This window comes from Sinorhizobium sp. NFACC03 (assembly GCF_900103435.1).
Taxonomy (GTDB): domain Bacteria; phylum Pseudomonadota; class Alphaproteobacteria; order Rhizobiales; family Rhizobiaceae; genus Ensifer.
In genome coordinates, this window is the sequence record NZ_FMXF01000041.1 from 1 (window position 1) to 20,732 (window position 20,732).

The window sequence follows — 20,732 nt, forward strand, 5'->3', positions numbered from 1 at the left end:
CTGATTGCAGTCTAGCGAGCCCGGCAGGACTGGGCTGCGCTCTTCAAGGAGAATGGGAAGCCGGGAGCCGAACGCCACTCTGTGACCGAAGCCAAGGCATCAGGTCACGTATTGGAGATTGGTTCAAGAACCGAACGGCAGATGCCTGTCGCGCGGAAGGAAGACATTTAGCCTTATCGGCGGAAATGCCGGTCAATAACCAACCGAACCCAAGGAAAAGCAGCCAATTGAAGCCGTTTTGCCCCTTGTGTTCTTTCATTGGAGAATGCGATGGACAAGACGGCAGACGGTTGGATGAGCGGTTTTATCGGGGTGCTGATCTTCAGCGGATCATTACCTGCGACACGCGTCGCAGTCATGGATTTCGATCCGGTGTTTCTGACGGTGGCGCGTGCGGCGATCGCCGGCCTGCTCGCGCTCGCGCTGCTTCTGATCTTCCGTCAACCGCGTCCAGCGCGGGCCGATCTCGTTTCGCTGGCGATTGTCGCCTTCGGCGTCGTGCTCGGTTTCCCGCTTTTGACCGCCCTCGCCCTACAGCACGTGACCTCGGCGCATCTGATCGTCTTCGTCGGCCTGCTGCCGCTGGCAACGGCCATCTTCGGCGTACTGCGCGCCGGCGAGCGGCCACGCCCGGCCTTCTGGCTTTTTTCCTCCCTCGGCAGCGCCGCAGTGGTGGGCTTCGCGCTGGTACAGGGCTTCGCCGCGTCGCCCATCGGCGACCTCCTGATGCTCGGCGCCATCATCGTCTGCGGCCTTGGCTATGCCGAAGGCGCCAGCCTCTCGCGCAAGCTTGGCGGCTGGCAGGTCATCTGCTGGGCGCTGGTCCTGTCGCTGCCGATCATGCTCGCGCTCACGCTCTTCACGCTGCCTTCCTCCTTCTCGATGGTCACGCATGGCGCCTGGACGGGCCTCGCCTACGTCTCGATCTTCAGCATGCTCGTCGGCTTCGTCTTCTGGTACCGCGGCCTCGCGCTCGGCGGCGTCGCCGGCGTCGGACAATTGCAGTTGCTCCAGCCCTTCTTCGGCCTGGCACTTGCCGCGACGCTCCTCGGAGAGCCCGTAAGCTGGAGCATGCTGGCAGCAACCGGCGCCATCGTGCTCTGCGTCGCCGGCGCCAAGAAGTTCGCGAAATAGACGTCAAGGGCGGTGCCGGCAGAGAAGCGGCCTCGCCCGCTCTAAAGGCGGTCGAGCTTCAGCCGCTCGCCGAGCAGATCGAGAAAGTAGCGGATCTTTGCCGAAGGGCTCCGCCCCTCGAGCCAGAGCGCGTGGATCGGCACCGGAGCGGGCTCAAAGTCTTCTAGGACGACCTCGACCTTGCCCGCGTCGATCAGGTGCTTGATCTGCCAGAGCGGAGAGTAGCCAAGGCCGAGACCTACCTCCACCGCCGAGTAGATCGTGTTCATCGAATTCGTGCGAAACGAGCCGGTGACTTTGACCGCGCGAGCCCGACCGTCGATGGTGAACATCCAGGCGCCAGGTCGCTCGTCGCCCGTGCGCGTGACACAACGATGCTCGGCCAACTCCAGCGGATGTGAAGGCCGACCGAAGCGCGCGAAATAGGAGGGCGAACCGAAGACGACCCGGCGAAGCGCACCCAGGCGTTTGCCTGTCAGTCCCGAATCCGCGAGATCCCCGATCCGCACCACCAGGTCGAGCCCGCTTCCGGCGAGGTCGACGAACGCATCGGAAAGGTCGAGGTCCACCTCGACCGCAGGATACTTCGCCATGTATTCGGCGATGATTGGCATCAGGAACCGCGGCGCAAACAGATTGGGCGCCCCGAGGCGCAGCACGCCTGACGGCTCGGACCGGCGCTGCGCCGCCTCCTCGCGCGCCTCGTGGATCTCCTCCACCGCCGGCTTGATGCGCTGATAGAAGCTCTCGCCCGCCTCGCTCGGCATCGAGCGGCGGGTCGTGCGATGCACCAGCTCCACACCAACATCAGCCTCAAGCATGGCGAGCGACCGGCTGACGGTCTGGAGCGGGCGCCCCAGCCGTTTCGCAGCCGCCGTCAGGCTACCCTGTTCGACAATGGCCAGAAAGGCTTCCAGGTCTTCGATGCGGCTCATGAAATAATCCCGTTTTCCGGGAGAATAAATCACATTTCACATCGATTGTCCGCCGCCTTGTGCCTCATTAGCTTGAGGTCATCACTTCTCGGCGACATGAAAGGCAGCTCAATGAACCAGCGATCCAATACGATCCTCGTTGTCGGCGCCACCGGCCGGTTCGCCGGCCTCGTCGTTCCGGAACTTGCGCGGCGCGGCGCCAAGGTTCGCGCCCTGATCCGCGATGAGACGCATGGCGCGCTGGCGAAATCGCTGGGCGCATCCGAGATCGCGATCGGCGATCTGCGTGCGCGCGGAAGCCTCGACCGGGCACTCGAAGGCGCTGCCGGCGTCTTCCATGTCGGGCCCGCCTTTGCCCCGGATGAAGCGGCGATGGGTGTATCCATCGTCGAGGCAGCCGTGCGTGCCGGAGTGCAAAAATTCGTCTTCTCCTCGGTGATCCAGCCGACCCATGTCCGGCTGAAGAACCATGCGGCCAAGATCCCGGTGGAAGACGCGCTCTATTCGTCACCGCTCGAATACACCATCCTGCATCCGGCAAACTTCATGCAGAACCTCCGCCCGGCCTGGCCAAGTGTGCTTGCAACCGGCACCTTCGCCGAGCCGTTCCCGACGACGACGCGCATCGCCCGGGTCGACTACCGGGACGTCGCCGAGGTCGCGGCAATTGCACTGACCGAGGATCGCCTCGCCTATGCAACGCTCGAGCTCTGCGCCGAAGGACGGCACAACCGTGAGGAAATCGCCCGCATGATGAGCGAAGCGCTCGGGCGGCCGATCGTCGCCGGAAACATCGGATTTCACGAATGGGCAAAGCCGATCGCCGCGACATACACCGACCACCAGTTGGAACTACTGGCCAAGGTGCATGCTCACTATACCGAGGTGGGCCTCGGTGGAAACAGCCTGACGCTTCGGGCTGCCCTTCAGCGTGCCCCCCGCAGCCTCGAAGGCTTCATCCGTGAGTTGGCGCAAGCCTAGCAACAAGGACTGTCCGGCGCCGTTCCCCTTCTTTTTCGAAATTCTGGAGTCATCCCTATGTCAAAGAAGCTTCCACATCGATACCAGGCGATCGTCATGCCGCTTGTCCTTTCCGTGCTGATGTCCGCCATCGTCTCCTTTGTCTCGACGGCCAGCGGCAGCGGCCTGCAGCCGGATCTCTTGGCGCTATGGCTCAAGGCCTGGGCCTTCTCCTGGCTGGTCGCGTTCCCGAGTCTGCTCGTGGTTCTTCCGGTGGTGCGCCGGATCGTGGCGGCGACGGTGGAGCAACCACGCAGCAGCCCTTGAAGCGCGCAGCGCAACCCTCCCCTCGCGCCCTCGGCGACCATTTGCGAGGAGTTTGCCTTTTGCCGTTCCCGGCCTCCTGCTGCGGCGGATGATTTTTAGGATATCTAAAATCGATTGACAGGAAATCGGGCCGCACCCTAGCTTGAGGAGAGACGAGAAGGGGACAGACATTGACGACGGACCATGCCAGCGGCGCATCTACCGGCGAGGCAGAGGCGCCGTCGCTCGGCGATCGCCTGCGCCAACGGCGCAAGACGCTGAAGATGACCCTTCAGGAGGTCGCCGACGAGGCAGGCTTTTCCGTCGGCTTCATTTCGCAGATCGAGCGCGGCATCACCGTCCCGTCACTGACCTCGCTGATTGCCGTCTGCCGGACGTTGAAGGTCGAGGCCGGCAGCTTCCTCAACCCGCCGAAGGTGGCGACACCGTTCACCCGCCGCGAACACCGGCCGATCTATGGGCTCGGCGGAGAACGCGGCAACGCGGTCTCCTACGAACGCCTCTCCGCCTCCTTCCCCGGTAACGTGCTCAGAAGCACCATCATCCACGAACCGCCGGGCCATCGCAGCGAACCGATGTCGCACGAGGGCGAAGAGATCTTTTTCATTCTCCAGGGGGCTTTGACGCTGGAGGTGGACGGTGAGCGTATGGTGCTGGAGGCCGGCGATTCCGCCCATTTCCCTTCTGTCCGCACCCACACGATGTGGAACCACACGAGCGAGCCCACCACTATTCTGCACACCTGCACCATGGATGTGTTCGGCGACGGAGATCCGTCGGGAAGCCCTGCCGACAGCCTCGCGGTGACGCGAGCCGACAACCGGCTGAGCGCCACCAGCAAGACATGACCTTTAAGGGCGCTTGAGCGTCCGAGCCTCCAACGCTAGGGCAACAGCACCATGGCGCCCGTCGTCTGGCGTCCCTCGAGCCGGCGATGCGCCTCGGCTGCCTCCGAAAGCGGTAGACGCGCGTGGACGGCGATCTTGACCGCGCCGCTCGCGACGAGGTCGAAGAGATCCTTGCTCATGGCAAGCACGTCCTCGCGCCGCGCCAGGTGCGCCGGCAGCAGTGGCCAGGTCGCGTAAAGCGACCCTTTTATCGCCAGCGTCGTGATGTCGAACGGCGGGATCGGGCCGGAGGCGGCGCCGAAGCTGACGAAATGGCCGAAGGGGCGCAGACTATCGAGCGAACCTTCGAACGTCGCCTTGCCGATGCCGTCGTAGACGACATCGACGCCTTCGCCTTTGGTGATCTCGCGGACATGGTCGGCGAAACCCGAACTGCTGTAGTCGATTACGTGGTCTGCGCCATTGGATCGCGCGAGTTCACCCTTTTCAGGTGAGCCGACGGTGCCGATGACCGTGGCGCCGAGATGCTTCGCCCATTGCGTCAGGATGAGGCCGACGCCGCCGGCGGCGGCATGGACGAGGACGGTGTGACCAGCTTCGACACGGAAGGTGCGGCGCAGGAGATATTGCGCCGTCAAGCCCTTCAGCATCATCGCCGCACCCGTCTCGAAGTCGATGTCGTCAGGCAGATGCACGAGGAAATGGGCCGGCACATTGTGCTCTTGCGCGTAGGCGCCGAGCGCCTCGGCATAGGCGACCCGATCGCCGGGCTTGAAGCCTTCGACATCAGGCCCGACCGAGATCACCTCACCCGCCCCTTCCTTTCCGGGGATGAACGGCAGTTGCGGTGGCGGGTAGGAGCCGCGGCGCAGGTAGACGTCGACGAAGTTGACGCCGATCGCCCGGTTGCGCACCCGGACCTCGCCGGGGCCAGGTTCGCCGAGTTCGACGTTTTCATAGGCGAGCACGTCAGGCCCGCCGTGCTGATGCACGCGGATTGCTTTCATGGATTTGCTCCTCTGGTTGGGAATCGTGGCCGCAGGGCCGTGGCAGTGCCTAGTCGATGGTGGGTGCCGGCTTGCTCTTCTTGGGCATGCGGATCGAGCGCTCCTTTGTTCTCACACCTGATAGATAGCCACACGGCAGTTCCCCGTGTAGACTGATATCGATGACAATAGAGTTCAAAGATTATGATATCTGATCAGATCGGCATCGACCTGCTGCGCGCCTTTGTGGCGGTCTGTCGACAAGGCAGCTTGAACCGCGTCGCTACCCAGACCGGCCGCACCCAATCGACGCTCAGCATGCAGATGCGCCGGCTCGAAGATCTGCTCGGCCGCCAACTCTTCAACCGCACTGGTCGAGGCGTCGTGCCGACGCGCGAGGGCGAACTGTTCCTGGGATATGCGACCCGCATGCTGGCGCTCGGCGACGAAGCGGCCGCGCGGCTGCGACAGGCCGACCTCACGGGTGGCGTGCGGGTCGGGCTTGCCGAGGAAGTGGCGACGACGGCGCTGCCCGAGGCTCTCGGGCGGCTGCGGCGCGGCTATTCGGAGATCCGGCTCGACGTCGTGGTGGAGCAGTGCGTGGCGCTCGGAAGGACCTGGCCCGAAGGTGAACTCGACATCATGGTCGTGCCGACCTCTGTGGTCACGGCTGACGCCCTCACCACCTGGAACGTAGAACTGCAATGGGTCTGCGCCACGGACTATGCGTTCGACGAGACACGGCCGGTCGACCTCGTCGCCTTCGCAGCGCCCTGTCTCTGGCGCCGGCGCATGATCGAGACGCTGGCGGACCAGGGCCGAGAACACCGCATCACCTTTACGAGCCAGAGCATCACGGCGCTTCAAGCCGCAATCGAGAACGGGCTCGGCATTGGATTGCTTCCGCCAGAAGCCGTGCGCGCGAGCACGATGCGGGCGCTCCCCGCTTCGTCAGGCGTTCCGAAGCCGCTTGCCGTCCAATACGGGCTTTTCGCCAGGGATCGCCGCACAGCCGTCGTCGATGTAGCGATCGGCGTGCTGCTCGAAGCCCTGCCGGCAGCGTCAAGAACCTAGTGACCTTCGTTGAAACGCTCGGCCGCTTGAGAACACGTGGCTCCGAATGGAACTCACGCGCCCCAGGTCGTCTCCAGCACGCGGAGCCAGTTGCCGTGGCAGATCTTGGCGAGCGCCGCCTCGTCATAGCCGCGTGTCCGCAGAAGGTCGACAAGCAGAGGCAGGTCGGCTGCGCTACGCATCGCAGCAGGGATGGCCGTACCGTCGAAGTCAGAGCCGAGTGCCACATGGTCAATACCGATACGCTCGACGATATAGTCGATGTGGTCGACAAGGAGCGAGAGCGGCGTGTCCGTGTTCCTGGTCCCGTCGGCGCGCAGGAACAGCACGCCGAAATTGATACCCGCGAGCCCGCCGGTATCCTTGATCGCGTCGAGCTGACGGTCCGTCAGGTTGCGGCTGTGCGGGCAGAGCGCATGAACGTTGGAATGCGACGCCACCAGGGGCGCCTGCGACAGCGCGGCGATATCCCAGAAGCCCTGCTCGTTCATGTGCGAAAGATCGAGCATGATCTTCAGCTCGTTGCTGGCGCGCACCAGATCCTTGCCGGCCTCGCTGAGGCCCGGACCGATATCGGGCGAAGAGGGAAAACGGAAAGGGACGCCATAGGCAAAGATGTTCGGCCGGCTCCAGACGGGACCAAGCGTGCGCAGGCCGGCGGCATGGAGCACATAGAGCGCGTCGAGATCGGCGCCGACAGCCTCGATGCCTTCGATATGCAACACCGCAGCAAAGGCGCCCTTGGCCATGGCATCGCGGATATCGCCAGCACTGCGGCAAATCTTCAGCCGTCCCTCGGATTGCCGCTCGATCCGCATCAACAGGCTCGCCATACCGAGAGTAGCTTCGAGAGCGGTTTGCTGATCGGGCATCGCAAAGTCGCCGCTGCCGTCCTTGGCCAGGCCCGGCGAAGCCACGTAGACGGCACAGAGACCGCCGGCAAGGCCACCCGTCTCCGCCTTGTCGAGATCGATGTGTCCGGTATCGGCGCCGTCGAGAAAGCGGCGTTCCGGCGCACCGCCCGGCGAACGCCAAAGCCGCGACAGCACGTCGTTATGTCCGTCAAAGACCGGGATTTTCGCTTGGGTCGCCAATTCTGGATCGCCTTCTCAACCTGTTGTCCTGTGCGCGACTCATAGATAGTCGCGGACGGACCATAGACATTGGGTGCGGGAACCGCACCATTTTTCCCTGCCGCCCTAACCCAATGCAGCCATGCCGGGCAAATGCAAACCGTGCATAGGCCCTGCCGGAATCGGAATTGGCAGCGCATGCGGCTGTCGTGCTTAGTCAGAAAACGCGCGCGGCAACACCCCGCGAACAGGACGGAGAATGGACATGACGAAGCCGGCATCGCTGGATTGGCAAGCCGCCGAAGCAACAGCGAGACGCCTGACCGCACAATGGGCGGCGGACGAGCCGGGCGGCGCCGTCATCGGTTTCGACGGATCCGGAATCTGCTTTTCGCATGCGGCCGGCGTCGAGAGCCTCGCCACGTTTGCGCCGTTCGCGGTCGACAGCGTCGTGCGTTATGCATCCCTCACCAAACACGTCTTTTCGGCAATGGTGCTCGCGCACAGCGATCTGATAGGCCTCGACGATCCGCTCGGCCAACACCTTCCGGAATTGCGTTCGCCGCTTGCCGAAGTTACGGTTGGACAGGCGCTCGACATGAGCGGCGGCCTGCCGGATACCCGCGAATGCCTGTCGTTGCTTGGCCTTTCCGTCTACACGGAAACCAAGGCCGGAGCGCTGCTCGATTACATTTCGCGCCTTGAGCGGCTGAACTTCGCGGCAGGCACCGAGGTCTCCTATTCGAACACCGGCTACCGCCTCGTCGAAGCGGCGTTGGGGCGCAAGGGATTCGGTTTCGACGATTTCGTCCAGCGCGAGATCTCAACGCCGCTCGGCATCGCGCTGAAGGCGCCGGACGTCTGGAACGACCCGGTGGAGGACCTCGTTCCCGGCTATTGGCATTCGGGCAAAAGCTGGCAGCTTTCCGCCGCCGGTCTGCACATTTCCGCGTCGGGCAGCCTGACCGGCAGCGCCCGGGCGCTCGCCACCTGGCTACAGGCGCTGCTCGGCGACGAAGGTCGCTTCGCCGGTCTTCTGCAGAAATTGCAGGCGACCCGGTTTCTTGCCGACGGGCGACCGACGGGTTACGGCCTGGGCCTGCGCAAGTCCTGGCTCGGCCCGCGTGAATTCGTCGGCCACGGCGGCTCACACCCCGGCTACAAGACCTATTTCCTGCTCGATCCCGAAACGCGCGCCGGCTTCGTCATCGTTTCCAATCGCGAAGATACCAACGGTTACAAGATCGCGCTCGAAAGCATGGCAGCGCTCACCGGGCTCACACTACCGGCTCCCGTGACCGATCTCGGCGACGGTCTCTATGTGACGGAAACCGGCCCCTGGTGGATCGAGATCAAGGGCAGCACCTGCACCTATCTCGATGCCGACGAGACGCTCTATGACGACGGCGAAGGCTGGGTCTCATCGCGCTCCGCCTCGTCGCCCCTAAGGCTTCACCGTGATGGTGCCGCTCTAGTCAGCGAGGTCGGTCATGCTGCTAGACGTTTCCTCCCGGCAAAGACCGAAGAGCCCGTTCCCGCCTCGCTCTGCGGCGTCTGGCGCTCGAACGAAGACGCGGAATTCACGGTCGATAAAGGTACGGTGTTGATGGGCATCGGTCCGACGCGTCAGGCCCTTGCACTGACCGCACTCGGAAACGACCGCTTCCTGTTCACATTGAACGACGGTCCATGGGTGAAGCGCATCTGCCTGCATCTGCTTGGGCCTGACCGTCTCGAAATGGTGACGAGCCGCGCCCGGATGATCGAGTACCATCGGCGCGGCTGATTTTTCTTGATGGCGCTGCCGCACCGCCTAAAAGGAGGCTTTCTCGCCGCAGATGACGGCGGGAGCCGAGCTTTACGGGAGCGCGTCAGTGGAAATCAAATGGCTTGAGGACTTTCTGGCGCTCGCCAACACGCTGAATTTTTCCAAGGCGGCGGACGAGCGCCACGTGACGCAGTCGGCCTTCAGCCGCCGCATAAGACAATTGGAAGCGTGGCTGGGGGCAACGCTGGTCGATCGGGCGACCTATCCTTCGCGTTTGACCGAGGCGGGTGCGAAATTCGTTCCCGTGGCACAGGCGACGCTGAAGCAACTCTACCAGACCCGCCGCGACCTGCGGTTAGAGGAAGGGTTCGACGCCCGAACGATTACGCTGACGGCGTTGCACACGCTCTCCTTCACCTTCTTTCCGCAGTGGATGACCCGCATCAATGCCAGGGTCGGACCGCTGTTTTCGCGGCTTCGTCCGGATTCCGGCAGCATGGAGGAAAACCTCAACTCGCTCGTCGACGGCGAATGCGACTTCCTGCTCACCTACGCCCACACCCAGGTTCCGCACCTGCTCGACCCACAGGCCTTCGAGCATCGTGTGCTGGGACACGAGCGCATCCTTCCCGTCTCGGCCGCAAACAAAACAGGTGCGCCAAAGCACCTGCTCGAAGGCGGGGCGAAACCCTTCCCGCATCTGAGCTACGAGAAGTCGTCCTTCTTCGGCCAACTCCTCGACGAGCTGATCAGTCCCAATTTGCCGCCGGCGCAAAGGGTGCACGAAGGCAGCATGTCCGTGGGATTGAAAGCCATGGCCGAAGCCGGCTGGGGCATCGCCTGGGTTCCTGAGAGCCTGATGACGGACGAATTGGCAAGCGGCTCCCTGGTCCGGGCAGCCGAGCCTCGCTGGAACGTCAGCGTCGAAATCCGCGTCTATCGCGCCAGGGAGAACCGCCGCCCGATCGTCGGGCGTGTCTGGCAGAGCCTTGAGGCCACCGCCTAGGCGATAGCCCAGAACCGCGCCACCTAGATCGCCGTCCGCCGTGCGTGTTCCAGATAGAGTTCACGCAAGCGCTTGACGATCGGGCCCGGTGCGCCGGAGCCAACAGGCTTGCCGTCGATCCGGGTGATCGGTGCGACGAAATTCGAGGCGCTGGTCAGGCAGGCTTCGCGGGCGCTCAGCGCCTCGTCGAGCGTGAAGGGCCGTTCTTCTAGCGTCAGCCCCTGCTCGCGCGCCAGCGCCAGTGCGGCAAGCCGCGTGCAACCGGGCAAGGTCGCCTGGCTGTTGCCGCGGGTGACGATGCGATTGTCCTCGGTGATGATATAGGCGGTGGAGGAAGCGCCTTCGGTGACATAGCCGTCTTCGATCATCCAGGCCTCGTCGCAGCCTTCGGCCTTGGCGATGCGCTTGGCGATCACCTGCGGCAGCAGGCACACGCTCTTGATGTCGCGGCGTGCCCAGCGCTGGTCGGGCACAGTCTTGATCGAAAGGCCTTTCTCCGTCGCAGCGACGCCCACCAGCGTCTTCTGCTGGGTGAAGAGCAGAAGCGTCGGCTTGATATCCTCCGAGAACAGGAAGTTCCGGTCTTCGGCGCCGCGGGTGAGCTGGAGATAGACGATGCCTTCGACAAGGTCGTTGTCTCGCACCAGCCGCTTTTCAATCGCGACGATCTCCTCGGTCGACACCGGCAGCGGCACGTCGATTTCACGCGCCGAACGTTCCAACCGGGCCATATGCGGCGCGCTGTCGATCAGCTTGCCGTCAAGAACAGCGGTCACCTCATAGATGCCATCGCCGAAGAGGAAGCCGCGATCGAAGATCGAGAGGCGCGCCTCGTTCTCCGGCAGAAACTCGCCGTTGAGATAGACTGTGCGAATGGGCGGCTGGGACATGTGGGCTCCATAAATATTAGGTTTGGTGTGCAGCCGTGGATCGCCACACCACTCGCGATCCATGGCGCAATGATCACTGCTCTCTCAAGTCGCGAAGCCTCTCGAGCGAGATCGCTTCGACCGTGCTTGGCTTGCCGTTCGCGGCGTTGAAGCCGTGCGTCGTTCGCGCCATGGTCAGCGAATTGAGGATTGCCTCCTCGGTTGCCCCGATGGCCGCCTCGAAGAGCGGCGACATCAGGTCGTTCGGAAGGTCCGGGTAATCCGCAATCGCTGCCCGCCGTGCCTTCGTTCGACGAACGGATGGCGCCGTCGAGAAGGCAAGCGCATAGTCGCCGGAGCCGTTGCTGAGTGCTGCCCCAGTGCGGGCAAGGCCGCCAAAGCCGCGCTCGGCGAGACGCTTGAGATTGCGAGCGGAGAGCGGCGCTTCGGTGGCGATTACGATGACGATGGATCCATCCCGGTCGTGTGCCGCCGGCGCATCATAGGCACGACCGCAGACGGTGAGCCGCCCGCCATAGTTGGATTGAACGAGCACCCCGAGCGTGAAGATTTCCCCGGCCGCCTTGACGCGGCGCGAACTGGTCCCGATGCCACCCTTGAGGCCAAAGGCCACCGTGCCGGCACCGGCGCCGACAGCCCCCTCCTCCACGGCACCAGTCTTCGCGGCGGCGAGGGCTGCACCGATCTCGTCGATGGTCGGGCGGCCGGCGCGAATGTCGTTGAGACGGGAATCGTTGGTCTCGCCGACGACAGCGTTCAGCGACACGACCTTCTCGTTGCCGGGTTGCGCCAGGGTCCAGCGGTTGATTGCCTCGATGGCCCGGCCGGTCGCGAGCGTATTGGTGAGAACGACGGGCGTTTCCAGCTCACCTAGCTCCTCGACCTGGGTGGATCCTGCGAACTTGCCAAAGCCGTTGAGCACCGCAAGCGCTGCGGGCACCTTGTCCTGAAACAGGTTGCCGCCATGCGGCAGGATGGCGGTCGCGCCGGTGCGGATGCGATCCCCCTCGACCACGGTGGCATGACCGACCGCGACGCCCTCGACATCGGTAATGGCATTCAACGGGCCGGGTTCATAGACGCCCGGCCGGAAGCCAAGGTCCCGAAGTCGCAAGCATTTGATATCTACCATTTTTTCCGTCATTTCCTTGCCCGTCGACCCGATCGCGAAACAGACGTTTCGTCGCGGGGCACCCTACCTTTATCGTTGGCAAAACGGCATCTCAAAAATGGAATAGTTTCATGAGTAGCCTGCAACGCCGGCGGATACATCGACGGGATCATGGCGCAAGGGCCGATCACGCCGTCAAGTTCTGAGACAATGCAGCCCGGCAGGTCAGGACGCCAGATGATCCGGAGGCGACGTCAGGCTCCGGGAATGACTTGGCGGCGCACCCATGATCTTGCGGAAGGCGCGGCTGAACGAGGCCTCGGAATCATAGCCGAGCCGGTTGGCGACATGGGCCACGCGCTTTCCTTCGCGCAGCCACTGATGCGCCTGGTGCATGCGCATGCGCGCCACATAACGGGCGGGCGTCTCGCCGACCGTATCGGCAAAGCGCTGGGCAAAACCCGAGCGCGATGCGCCCATGAGCTTTGCCAGTTCCGGCACCGACCAGTCCTTGGTCGGATCGAGATGGATGGCGGCAAGAACGCGACCGACCTCCGGATGGCGGACCGCGGCCAGCCAGCCGGTCGCGGTGCCGCAGCCATGTTCTACCCAGGCACGGATGATCGTTGCGGTCAGCACGTCGGCAAGCCGCGCCAGGATGCCGCCGGAACCGACGCGCTGCATCGCCGCCTCACGCGTCATCGTATCGAGCAGCGACGGGATCGACGGCTCGCTCGAGGCGAGATCGCTGGTGCGCATGACCGAAGGCATGAGTTGCAGTAGAGGATGAAGCCGATCGACGTTGAACTGCATCACCGCGAAAAACAGAAGGTTCTGGCTGTCCGAGTTGGGGCACTGCACGTCGACAATGCCATCACAAACCTGGCGTTTCGGCAGGTCGCGGATCGAGATCGCCGGCAGCCCCGGCTTGCTGGCAAGCACATGCGCGTCGCCCCGCGGCAACAGCACGGCATCGCCTGGCGCAAGCTCCATCCAGGCGCCGTCGGGCGTTTGCAGATGGGCGGAACCGGATGCGAGAAAATGAAAACGCGCAGGTTCCTGCGCGGGATAGGAGGTTGCCCATGGCGCACAGGGCTGGCAACGCCCATATTCCACGCCGTCGAGCCTCAGGCCGCGCAGAATCTCGGTTAGCGCATCGCTCATCTCTCATCCCATCTTTGGATAATCGGCACAGTGTTTTGGATTTTCTAGCATAGAAACTCCAACACGCCATGCATATTTTCATCGCCACATGCAATGGAGATGAAAGTCATGGATGGTATTGTCGCCAAGCCCACGGGACATGCGGATGAGCGAGAAAAGCCCTTGTGGGCGGCCGTCGTGTCCCTGTCGCTTGGGGTTTTTGGCTTGGTCACGGCGGAATTTCTGCCGGCAAGTCTTCTGACGCCGATGTCCGCCGATCTCGGCGTCACCGTCGGCGCGGCCGGTCAGTCGGTCACCACCACAGCCGTCGTCGCGGCCATCGCCGGTCCGGCGATCGTCGTCTACACCGGGCGCTTCGACCGGCGGAACGTCCTTCTGACCCTGACCGCCCTTCTGGTGATTTCGAGCCTGATCGCTGGTTTTGCCTCAAGTCTTCCGATGCTGCTTGTCGCGCGCTTGCTGCTCGGCATCGGGCTCGGCGGCTTCTGGGCGCTGTCGCTGGCGCTCGCCATGCGGCTCGTTCCCGCCCGGCTGATGCCTCGGGCGATGGCGATCATCATGTCGGGTGTGTCGATCGCGACGGTCTGCGCGGCCCCGGTCGGCGCCTGGATCGGCGCGACGCTCGGCTGGCGTTATGCCTTCCTGCTCGCTGCCGCCGTCGGCATCGTTACGTTCATCGTGCAGGCGCTGACGGTTCCCCGCCTTCCGCCTGTCGGGACGACCGGCCTCAACACGATCCTCAACGTACTGAAGCGTCCGGCGATCCGGCTCGGCCTTGCGACGATCCTCTTGGTCGTCACGGGTCACTTTGCCGGCTTCACCTATGTTCGCCCGTTCCTTGAGCAGGTGCCGCAGTTCGGTGTCGAGGCGATCACGGCGATCCTGCTCGCCTTCGGTATCGGCGGATTCTTCGGCAATATTGCCGGCGGGTTCCTGGCCGAGCGCAGCACGCGGCTGTCGATGATGTCGGCCGCAGCCGGCGTCGCTGTCACCACTCTGACGCTGGCGCTTGCCGGCGTACTGCCCGCCGTCGCCATTGTTGCCACGGCCGCCTGGGGCTTCGCGTTCGGCGCGCTGCCGGTCAGTGTGCAATCGTTCCTGAGCCGCGCCGCCGGCGACGAGGCCGAAGGTGCGGGAGCAGCAACGCTCACGACGTTCCAGATCGCCATTTCCACAGGCGCGATCCTCGGCGGCCTTCTCGTCGAACTTCAGGGACCCGCAGGCGTCTTCCTTTTCGCCGCGGTCGCAGCAATGCTCGGCACGTCGCTGGTCTCCGTCTATCGCGAACGGACGCTGCAGGCTGCGGAGTAGCCGACCAAGATCAGGGCGGGAGTGGCAACTCGCACCCTGCGCCTGCCGGGCCTTAAGGGGTTCGGCAGGCAAGAAAAGTCAACATCCGGATCCACTCTGGAGTATCAGTTCCCGGGAAGACGACGCTCCCTCCAGCTTGTCTTCGGCACCGCGTCGCCAATGGCGATGCTGAAGGAGGTCACTTCCGTCGCCTCTTCATTGACGACGCATTTGAAATCGACGTCGTACCAATTCGCTTTGCTCTGATAGGCTCCGCCGCTCGCGTCCATCCGGTTCTTCGAGATGAAGCCGCCTTTCGGTCCGAAGGGCACCAGCCCTTCCGGCGGGGTATCCGGTCGTTGGCTGCGGATCTGCTCCAGCGCCTCGAGATTGCACAGTTGCAGGATGCGCCTCTTGACCGGCAGGTTGATCAGCGCCTGTTTCACCCGCGGGTCAGCAATCGACTTTGCCGAGTACAGCTCTTTTGCTTCGGTCATCTTGCTCGGAACCGGCTTGAGTTCGACCTTTGCCGCAGCATCGGCCGGCTTTGCCTTTGCGGTCTCCTGTTCCGACTTGACCTCCTGCGGCTTGGCCTGAGGCGTTTCTTTTGGCTCAGGCTTCGCCTCGGCCACCGTCGAGGCGGCTTTTTCATCCGCCTTCTGTGTGGCGTTCTCGGATGACTTTGCGGGCACAGCCAGAGCCGACAGCGGTTTCGGCTCTTTCACCGGTTCCTTCTTCTCCGCCGGGGGCACCTTTGGCGGCTCGTCCGCTGGCTTTGCCTTGTCGTCCACAGCCTTTGCCGGCTCGGACGTTTCGGTCTTTTTTGCCGTGTCCCGTGCAGCCGGCGGCAGCTCGGCCTCCTTGTTGTCCTGCTTGGTCTTGGCCATGGCGGAGGCGAAGGACTGCGGCAACTGCTGCGCCGGCCTGGGTTCCGGCTTCGACTTCGGCTCTGGCTTCGGTTGGGGCTTGGGCTTGGCTTGCGGCTTCGGTTGCTCGGCCTTCTTCTCTTCGCCCTTTTTCGGCCCTGCCTTCTTCTGTTCGGCCTTTTTCTCCTCCTTCGCCTCAGGGGGAGGAACGAGCTCAACGTTGACGGTCTGCTCTTTCGGAGGTTTCGGCAGTTCGAGCGGCAGATCGAACAACAGCAGAAAGACGACGATGAGATGCAGGGCGACCGATGTCGGCGCGCCCCATCCTACCCGTTTCCACCATTTTTCCGCAAAGAGCCGCATCGCCAACGAGATAAACCAATCGATCGGCGGAACCTAGGAACTTCCGCCGATCTCAACAAGAGGTACAGCCCTGGAGTGCACCGGGAGGCCCGGTCGCGCAGCTTCAGGCGAGCGGACCGCGCCGCCACGCGCGCAAGCCAACCACCCGCTTGTCAAAAACGTTCCCGGCGAAAACGAGGCGGCGAAATCTGTTTCGGGCCACGCGCCAATTTTGCACAAAAATACCTATTATATAATTTCCATAGATTTAATTATTTCAGCGCGCCTCGAACGGCTCTGCCGGTGATGCGAAACGACATTCTTATTGGCTTTGGGGGCCTTCATGCAGCGAAATTTCACTCACCGAAAACTTTTCACAAAAGCCTTTGCCGCAACGGCAGCGCTGGCGGCAGGCCTCATCGCCACGTCAGCGCTTGCCGGCGAGACGCTCGACAAGATCAAGGCGCGCGGCGTGATCAAGGTCGGCGTCGGTACCACGCCGGGTTTCTTCTCGCCCGATAGCAGCGGCCGCTGGCAAGGCTTCTTCGTCGATTTCGGCCGCGCCATCGCGATCACCGTCTTCAACGACGCCGAAAAGGTTGAGTTCACCAACTCCTCACCGCAGCAGCGGCTGCCGGCGCTGCAGTCCGGAGAGTTCGACATCCTGCTGTCGGGCGTGACCCAGACCGTCAGCCGCGCCTTCAAGCTTGGCTTCCATTTCGGTCCCGTCGTTTTCTACGATGGCCAGGGCCTGCTGGTTCGCAAGGATCTTGGCGTCAGCAAGGGAGAGGAACTCGACGGCGCGACCATCGGCGTCCAGAGCGGCACGACCGGCGAGCTCAACATCGCTGACTTCTTCCGCAAGACCGGCAAGGCCTTCACGCCGGTCACGATCGAAGAGACCGGCGAGTTCCTGAAGGCGCTCGACAGCGGCCGCGTCGACGCGCTCACCCAGGACGCGACCGACCTTGCCGCCAAGCGCACGCAGCTTTCGAAGCCCGACGATTACGTGCTTCTGCCGGAGCGCCTGTCGAAGGAACCGCTGGCGCCGGCAATTCGCGCCGGTGACGACCAGTGGCTCGAAATCGTCAACTGGACCGTCTATGCGACGATCCAGGCCGAGGAATTCGGCATCACCAAGGACAATGTCGATACCTTCCTGAAGAGCGAGGACCCTGCGATCAAACGCTTCCTCGGCGTCGATCCCTCGCTTGGGGAAGCGATCGGCCTTGATCCGAAGTTCGCCTATAACATCGTCAAGGCCGTCGGCAATTACGGCGAGATCTTCGAGCGCAACGTCGGCAAGGGCACGGCCCTCAACTTCGAGCGCGGCTATAACCAACCCTGGACCGCGGGCGGCCTTCTCTATTCGCCGCCGTTCCGTTGAGCCGCTTCATGGATTTTCCCATGACACGCCATAGCCGACCGGGCCCTTCGGGGCCCGGACCTGTCTCGCGGCTGCGCACCTGGATCGGGCCGCTGCCACTGCTGCAAGGCCTACTTTTCGTCGTCGTGCTCCTGCTCTTCGCATTCCTGGGCCAGAACACCGCCGACAGCATGCACCGCATGGGGCTGACGCCGGGCTTCGCCTTTCTCTCTCACCAGGCGAACTTCGAGATCGGCGAGAGTCTGCTCTCCTATTCCGCCGGCGACAGCTATGCCCGCGCGCTTGGCGCCGGCATTGCCAACACGATCAAGGTCGCGGTCGTCGGCTGCCTGCTTGCAACCGTGTTCGGCGTCGCGCTCGGCATCGCGCGGCTCTCGGGCAACCTGCTGCTGGCCAGCTTCGTTCATTCCTATGTCGAGCTTTTGCGCAACACGCCGTTGTTGCTGCAACTCTTCCTGTGGAGCGCCATCATCCACGCGCTGCCGCCGACGCGCAGCGCCTATTCTTTCCTCGGCAGCATCTATCTCAGCAATCGTGGCGTCTATCTTCCCTCGCTCTCGGTCGAAGGCTTGCCAGCGGTGGTCTGGCTTTCGGTGGTGATGCTGGCTGTCCTCGCCGCGCTCGTTCTGTGCCGTCGCCTGTTCGCCGGCTCAGCCTTCTATCTGCCGACGTCCGCCGGTGCTGCCCTCGGGGCGCTTGCCCTCTGTTACCTCACCCTCACCTCCCTAGGTTTCGCGGCCTCTGTCGAAATCCCCGCCAAGGGCGGCTTCAACATTCGCGGCGGCCTGTCGCTGACACCCGAGTTCGCAGCCCTGCTGATCGGCCTCGTCGTCAATGCCTCGGCCTCGATCTCCGAGATCGTGCGCAGCGGCATCCAGTCGGTAAAATCGGGTCAATGGGAGGCGGCCCGGGCGCTCGGGCTGAAACCCGCTCAGATCCTGCGCCTCGTCGTGCTGCCGCAGGCGCTTCGGGTGATTACGCCGCTAATGATTTCCAGCTTCCTGGATCTGACCAAGAATTCAAGCCTCGCGGTCGCGATCGGCTACCCGGACCTCGTCAGCGTCGCCAACACGACGGCGAATACGACAGGACAGGCGCTGGAGGCGATCATTATCATCGCCGCCGTCTACCTGACCATCAGCCTTGCGGTTTCGGCCGTCATGAACCTCTACAACCGCCGCGTGGTTCTGCGCGAGGAAGGAAAGCGATGAGCCAGATCGAACTTGCGCCGCCCGTCGCGCCCGACTGGCACCGTTGGCGCGACGGCCTCTTCAGCGGCTGGGCCAATGGCCTCGTCACGCTTGCCACGCTCGCGGCGATGCTCTGGCTCGCACTTCCCTTTTTCCGCTGGGCCGTCGTCGATGCCGTGTGGTCCGGCACGTCGGCCGATTGCGCAACAGGGACGGCCGGCGCCTGCTGGGCCTTCGTCGGTGCCAAGTTTCGATTCATGCTCTTCGCCTTCTTTCCGCCCCCGCTGCAATGGCGACCGGCGTTGGTGCTCACTCTCATCACGGCGCTGCTCACGGTCTCTGCCCTTCCCCGCTTCTGGAGCTTCCGCCTGGTACCGGTCTGGCTGCTGGCCCTTGTCGTGATCTGGCTGCTGATGGCGGGCACAGCCGGCATGGAACCGGTGTCGACCAATCATTGGGGCGGATTGCCGATCACGCTCACCGTCTCGATCGCCGGCCTCGCCTTCGCCTTCCCGATCGCGCTGCTGCTGGCGCTTGCCCGCCAATCGGACATGGGCATCGTGCGGTGCCTGGCAATTGCCTTCATCGAGGTGCTACGCGGCGTGCCGATGATCGCCGTTCTCTATGTGGCCATGCTGATCGTGCCGATGGCGCTGCCAAGCGGTGCCGCCATCGACAAGCTGCTGCGCGCCCAGATCGGCGTTACCCTGTTCTTCTCGGCTTATCTCGCCGAAGTCATCCGCGCCGGCCTGCAGGTGATCCCCTCCGGGCAGAAGGAGGCGGCCTTATCCCTTGGCCTCAGCCGGATCCAGATGCTGCGGCTGGTCGTGCTGCCGCAGGCGCTCACTGCCGTCCTCCCGGCAATCGTCAACCTCTCGATCGGCATCGTGCTCAACACCTCGCTGCTCGCCGTCATCGGCATCTACGATCTGCTGAACGCGGCCAAGACTTCGGCGACCGACCCGACCTGGCTCGGCTTCTACAGCGAGGCCTATATCTTTGCGGCGCTGGTCTATTTCGCAATCTGCTTCACCGGTTCGCGCTACAGCCTCTGGCTCGAGCGGAAGCTCAACGGTTCCAATCGCCGCTGAGCGCACGTCGCGCGGGGTTGCGCGCCGCGCGCCGCCGGGCCAAGAGTGCGGCGACATGGAATCTGTGACCGGGCAAGCGCATGGGACAAAAGAACATCGCCATTGTGGGCGGCGGGCCAAGCGGGCTGATGGCGGCGGAGGTGTTGGCGGAGCGCGGCCACGCGATCACCGTCTACGACAGCATGCCGACCGTCGCGCGCAAGTTCCTGCTCGCCGGCAAGTCGGGCCTGAACATTACCCATGCCGAACCTTACGCCGTCTTTGCCGAACGTTTCGGTGACGCGTCGCCGCGGCTGCGCGCGGCGCTTGATGCCTTCACGCCCGATGATATCAGGCGATGGGCGGCGGTGCTGGGAACCGCGACCTTCGTCGGCTCGTCGGGACGTGTCTTTCCCGAGGTCATGAAGGCGTCGCCGTTGCTGCGCGCCTGGTTGAAATCGCTGGAAGGTCGTGGGGTCCGGACCCTGACCCGACATCGTTGGACAGGCTTTGAGGGCAACGAACTCGCCTTCGACACACCTGATGGCAAAAAGCTTGTGAGTGCCGATGCGACATTGCTCGCACTCGGCGGCGCGAGCTATCCCCGCCTCGGATCTGATGCCGCCTGGGTTCCCTGGTTGGACGTGCGGGACGTGGCCGTCGCCAGTTTCCAACCCGCCAATAGCGGCTTCGACGTCGACTGGAGCGAAACCTTCCGCGACCGCTCCTCGGGTGCCGCCCTCAAGGGTGTCACCGCCACATCCGCGGCCGGGACGGTTCCTGGTGAATTCGTCGTTTCGAGGAACGGCATCGAAGGCAGCCTTGTCTACGCCCATGCGGCCGCCCTCAGAGATCGGCTGGCGCGCGGCGAAGAGGCCGACCTGGTGGTCGATCTCACGCCGGGAAGAAGCGTTGCGAGACTGGAAAAGGACCTTGGCCGCCTCGACAGCAAGACCAGCTTCTCAAACCGCCTGCGCAAGGGAGCCGGGCTCGAAGGCGTGAAGGCCTCCCTGTTGCGCGAACTGGCGCCCGGAGCCGCCCGGATGGGTCCACCTGATCTCGCTGCCTTGATCAGGGCGCTGCCGATACCGCTGTTGCGCCCGCGGCCGATCGCCGAAGCTATCTCTTCGGCAGGCGGAGTTCAGTGGGATTCGATCGACGAAAGCTACATGCTGAAGGCACTGCCCGGCACCTTCGTTGCGGGAGAGATGATCGACTGGGAAGCGCCGACCGGGGGCTATTTGCTGACCGCCTGCTTCGCCACCGGCCGTGCCGCCGCCCGCGGCATCGACCGCTGGCTCAGCCGATAGA

The 20,732-nt window shown here is 63.7% G+C and carries 19 protein-coding genes; 12 read left to right on the plus strand and 7 right to left on the minus strand.

The features are described from left to right. The first annotated feature begins 270 nt into the window (after positions 1-270). Positions 271-1,134 carry a DMT family transporter gene (locus tag BLU35_RS30885; protein ID WP_093235962.1) on the plus strand — a complete coding sequence of 288 codons (864 nt, stop codon included), beginning with the start codon at positions 271-273 and terminating at the stop codon, positions 1,132-1,134. Between the two features lie 41 nt (positions 1,135-1,175). Here BLU35_RS30885 and BLU35_RS30890 read toward each other — a convergent pair whose 3' ends face one another. Then, positions 1,176-2,069 carry a LysR family transcriptional regulator gene (locus BLU35_RS30890; protein WP_093235963.1) on the minus strand — a complete coding sequence of 298 codons (894 nt, stop codon included), beginning with the start codon at positions 2,067-2,069 and terminating at the stop codon, positions 1,176-1,178. A 111-nt stretch (positions 2,070-2,180) separates the two neighbouring features. Here BLU35_RS30890 and BLU35_RS30895 point away from each other — a divergent pair, with 111 nt between their 5' ends. From BLU35_RS30895 to BLU35_RS30905, 3 genes are all read left to right on the plus strand, one after another. Further along, positions 2,181-3,050, plus strand: coding sequence for an NmrA family NAD(P)-binding protein (locus BLU35_RS30895; RefSeq protein WP_286161678.1), 870 nt, complete (start codon positions 2,181-2,183; stop codon positions 3,048-3,050). 57 nt (positions 3,051-3,107) lie between these two features. Beyond that, on the plus strand, positions 3,108-3,356 hold the full coding sequence (locus BLU35_RS30900) for a DUF2798 domain-containing protein (RefSeq protein ID WP_176907508.1): 249 nt from the start codon (positions 3,108-3,110) through the stop codon (positions 3,354-3,356). 170 nt (positions 3,357-3,526) lie between these two features. Then, positions 3,527-4,204: a helix-turn-helix domain-containing protein gene (locus BLU35_RS30905; protein WP_210185179.1), complete on the plus strand. Its 678-nt coding sequence runs from the start codon at positions 3,527-3,529 to the stop codon at positions 4,202-4,204. A gap of 35 nt (positions 4,205-4,239) precedes the next feature. On the opposite strand, the gene BLU35_RS30910 is transcribed toward BLU35_RS30905, so the two are convergent. Further along, the gene (locus tag BLU35_RS30910; protein WP_093235966.1) at positions 4,240-5,211 is read right to left on the minus strand and encodes a quinone oxidoreductase family protein; all 972 of its coding nucleotides are present in this window, start codon (positions 5,209-5,211) and stop codon (positions 4,240-4,242) included. 183 nt (positions 5,212-5,394) lie between these two features. Here BLU35_RS30910 and BLU35_RS30915 point away from each other — a divergent pair, with 183 nt between their 5' ends. Further along, positions 5,395-6,264, plus strand: coding sequence for a LysR family transcriptional regulator (locus BLU35_RS30915; protein ID WP_093235967.1), 870 nt, complete (start codon positions 5,395-5,397; stop codon positions 6,262-6,264). Between the two features lie 53 nt (positions 6,265-6,317). Here the strand turns inward: BLU35_RS30915 and BLU35_RS30920 are convergent, their stop codons facing one another. Next, complete coding sequence (locus BLU35_RS30920) at positions 6,318-7,358, minus strand: dipeptidase (protein ID WP_093235968.1); 1,041 nt, start codon at positions 7,356-7,358, stop codon at positions 6,318-6,320. Positions 7,359-7,602: 244 nt separating this feature from the next. Here BLU35_RS30920 and BLU35_RS30925 point away from each other — a divergent pair, with 244 nt between their 5' ends. Continuing rightward, positions 7,603-9,123 carry a serine hydrolase domain-containing protein gene (locus BLU35_RS30925; RefSeq protein WP_093235969.1) on the plus strand — a complete coding sequence of 507 codons (1,521 nt, stop codon included), beginning with the start codon at positions 7,603-7,605 and terminating at the stop codon, positions 9,121-9,123. An 88-nt stretch (positions 9,124-9,211) separates the two neighbouring features. After that, positions 9,212-10,111 carry a LysR family transcriptional regulator gene (locus BLU35_RS30930; RefSeq protein ID WP_093235970.1) on the plus strand — a complete coding sequence of 300 codons (900 nt, stop codon included), beginning with the start codon at positions 9,212-9,214 and terminating at the stop codon, positions 10,109-10,111. 23 nt (positions 10,112-10,134) lie between these two features. On the opposite strand, the gene BLU35_RS30935 is transcribed toward BLU35_RS30930, so the two are convergent. From BLU35_RS30935 to BLU35_RS30945, 3 genes are all read right to left on the minus strand, one after another. Continuing rightward, entirely contained in the window at positions 10,135-11,001 is an 867-nt protein-coding gene (locus tag BLU35_RS30935; protein WP_093235971.1) for a D-amino-acid transaminase, read from the minus strand. Between the two features lie 73 nt (positions 11,002-11,074). Next, positions 11,075-12,133, minus strand: coding sequence for a DmpA family aminopeptidase (locus BLU35_RS30940; RefSeq protein ID WP_093235972.1), 1,059 nt, complete (start codon positions 12,131-12,133; stop codon positions 11,075-11,077). A 204-nt stretch (positions 12,134-12,337) separates the two neighbouring features. After that, positions 12,338-13,276: an AraC family transcriptional regulator gene (locus tag BLU35_RS30945; protein WP_093235973.1), complete on the minus strand. Its 939-nt coding sequence runs from the start codon at positions 13,274-13,276 to the stop codon at positions 12,338-12,340. A gap of 108 nt (positions 13,277-13,384) precedes the next feature. Between BLU35_RS30945 and BLU35_RS30950 the strand changes: the two genes are divergently transcribed. Continuing rightward, positions 13,385-14,587 (plus strand): MFS transporter, encoded by a 1,203-nt coding sequence (locus tag BLU35_RS30950; RefSeq protein ID WP_058323146.1) that lies wholly within the window; start codon positions 13,385-13,387, stop codon positions 14,585-14,587. Between the two features lie 104 nt (positions 14,588-14,691). On the opposite strand, the gene BLU35_RS30955 is transcribed toward BLU35_RS30950, so the two are convergent. Continuing rightward, positions 14,692-15,795: a DUF930 domain-containing protein gene (locus tag BLU35_RS30955; protein ID WP_093235995.1), complete on the minus strand. Its 1,104-nt coding sequence runs from the start codon at positions 15,793-15,795 to the stop codon at positions 14,692-14,694. Between the two features lie 322 nt (positions 15,796-16,117). On the opposite strand from BLU35_RS30955, the gene BLU35_RS30960 reads away from it, so the two are divergent. The 4 genes from BLU35_RS30960 (at position 16,118) to BLU35_RS30975 (ending at position 20,731) form a co-directional block, all read left to right on the plus strand. After that, on the plus strand, positions 16,118-17,161 hold the full coding sequence (locus BLU35_RS30960; RefSeq protein ID WP_093235974.1) for an amino acid ABC transporter substrate-binding protein: 1,044 nt from the start codon (positions 16,118-16,120) through the stop codon (positions 17,159-17,161). Between the two features lie 20 nt (positions 17,162-17,181). Next, positions 17,182-18,372, plus strand: a complete 1,191-nt coding sequence (locus BLU35_RS30965) for an amino acid ABC transporter permease (protein ID WP_093235996.1) — start codon at positions 17,182-17,184, stop codon at positions 18,370-18,372. Then, a complete protein-coding gene (locus BLU35_RS30970) occupies positions 18,369-19,442 on the plus strand; it encodes an amino acid ABC transporter permease (RefSeq protein WP_093235975.1) in 1,074 nt (357 codons plus the stop codon). Before BLU35_RS30965 ends, BLU35_RS30970 begins: the two co-directional genes overlap by 4 nt. 80 nt (positions 19,443-19,522) lie before the next feature. Then, positions 19,523-20,731, plus strand: a complete 1,209-nt coding sequence (locus BLU35_RS30975; RefSeq protein WP_093235976.1) for a TIGR03862 family flavoprotein — start codon at positions 19,523-19,525, stop codon at positions 20,729-20,731. Position 20,732 lies beyond the last annotated feature (1 nt).

Coding starts and splice junctions, on each gene's coding strand:
- BLU35_RS30885 (WP_093235962.1), top strand. CDS start 271: ATGGACAAGACGGCAGACGGTTGGATGAGCGGTTTTATCGGGGTGCTG.
- BLU35_RS30890 (WP_093235963.1), bottom strand. CDS start 2,069: ATGAGCCGCATCGAAGACCTGGAAGCCTTTCTGGCCATTGTCGAACAG.
- BLU35_RS30895 (WP_286161678.1), top strand. CDS start 2,181: ATGAACCAGCGATCCAATACGATCCTCGTTGTCGGCGCCACCGGCCGG.
- BLU35_RS30900 (WP_176907508.1), top strand. CDS start 3,108: ATGTCAAAGAAGCTTCCACATCGATACCAGGCGATCGTCATGCCGCTT.
- BLU35_RS30910 (WP_093235966.1), bottom strand. CDS start 5,211: ATGAAAGCAATCCGCGTGCATCAGCACGGCGGGCCTGACGTGCTCGCC.
- BLU35_RS30915 (WP_093235967.1), top strand. CDS start 5,395: ATGATATCTGATCAGATCGGCATCGACCTGCTGCGCGCCTTTGTGGCG.
- BLU35_RS30925 (WP_093235969.1), top strand. CDS start 7,603: ATGACGAAGCCGGCATCGCTGGATTGGCAAGCCGCCGAAGCAACAGCG.
- BLU35_RS30935 (WP_093235971.1), bottom strand. CDS start 11,001: ATGTCCCAGCCGCCCATTCGCACAGTCTATCTCAACGGCGAGTTTCTG.
- BLU35_RS30940 (WP_093235972.1), bottom strand. CDS start 12,133: ATGGTAGATATCAAATGCTTGCGACTTCGGGACCTTGGCTTCCGGCCG.
- BLU35_RS30945 (WP_093235973.1), bottom strand. CDS start 13,276: ATGAGCGATGCGCTAACCGAGATTCTGCGCGGCCTGAGGCTCGACGGC.
- BLU35_RS30950 (WP_058323146.1), top strand. CDS start 13,385: ATGGATGGTATTGTCGCCAAGCCCACGGGACATGCGGATGAGCGAGAA.
- BLU35_RS30955 (WP_093235995.1), bottom strand. CDS start 15,795: ATGCGGCTCTTTGCGGAAAAATGGTGGAAACGGGTAGGATGGGGCGCG.
- BLU35_RS30960 (WP_093235974.1), top strand. CDS start 16,118: ATGCAGCGAAATTTCACTCACCGAAAACTTTTCACAAAAGCCTTTGCC.
- BLU35_RS30965 (WP_093235996.1), top strand. CDS start 17,182: ATGACACGCCATAGCCGACCGGGCCCTTCGGGGCCCGGACCTGTCTCG.
- BLU35_RS30970 (WP_093235975.1), top strand. CDS start 18,369: ATGAGCCAGATCGAACTTGCGCCGCCCGTCGCGCCCGACTGGCACCGT.
- BLU35_RS30975 (WP_093235976.1), top strand. CDS start 19,523: ATGGGACAAAAGAACATCGCCATTGTGGGCGGCGGGCCAAGCGGGCTG.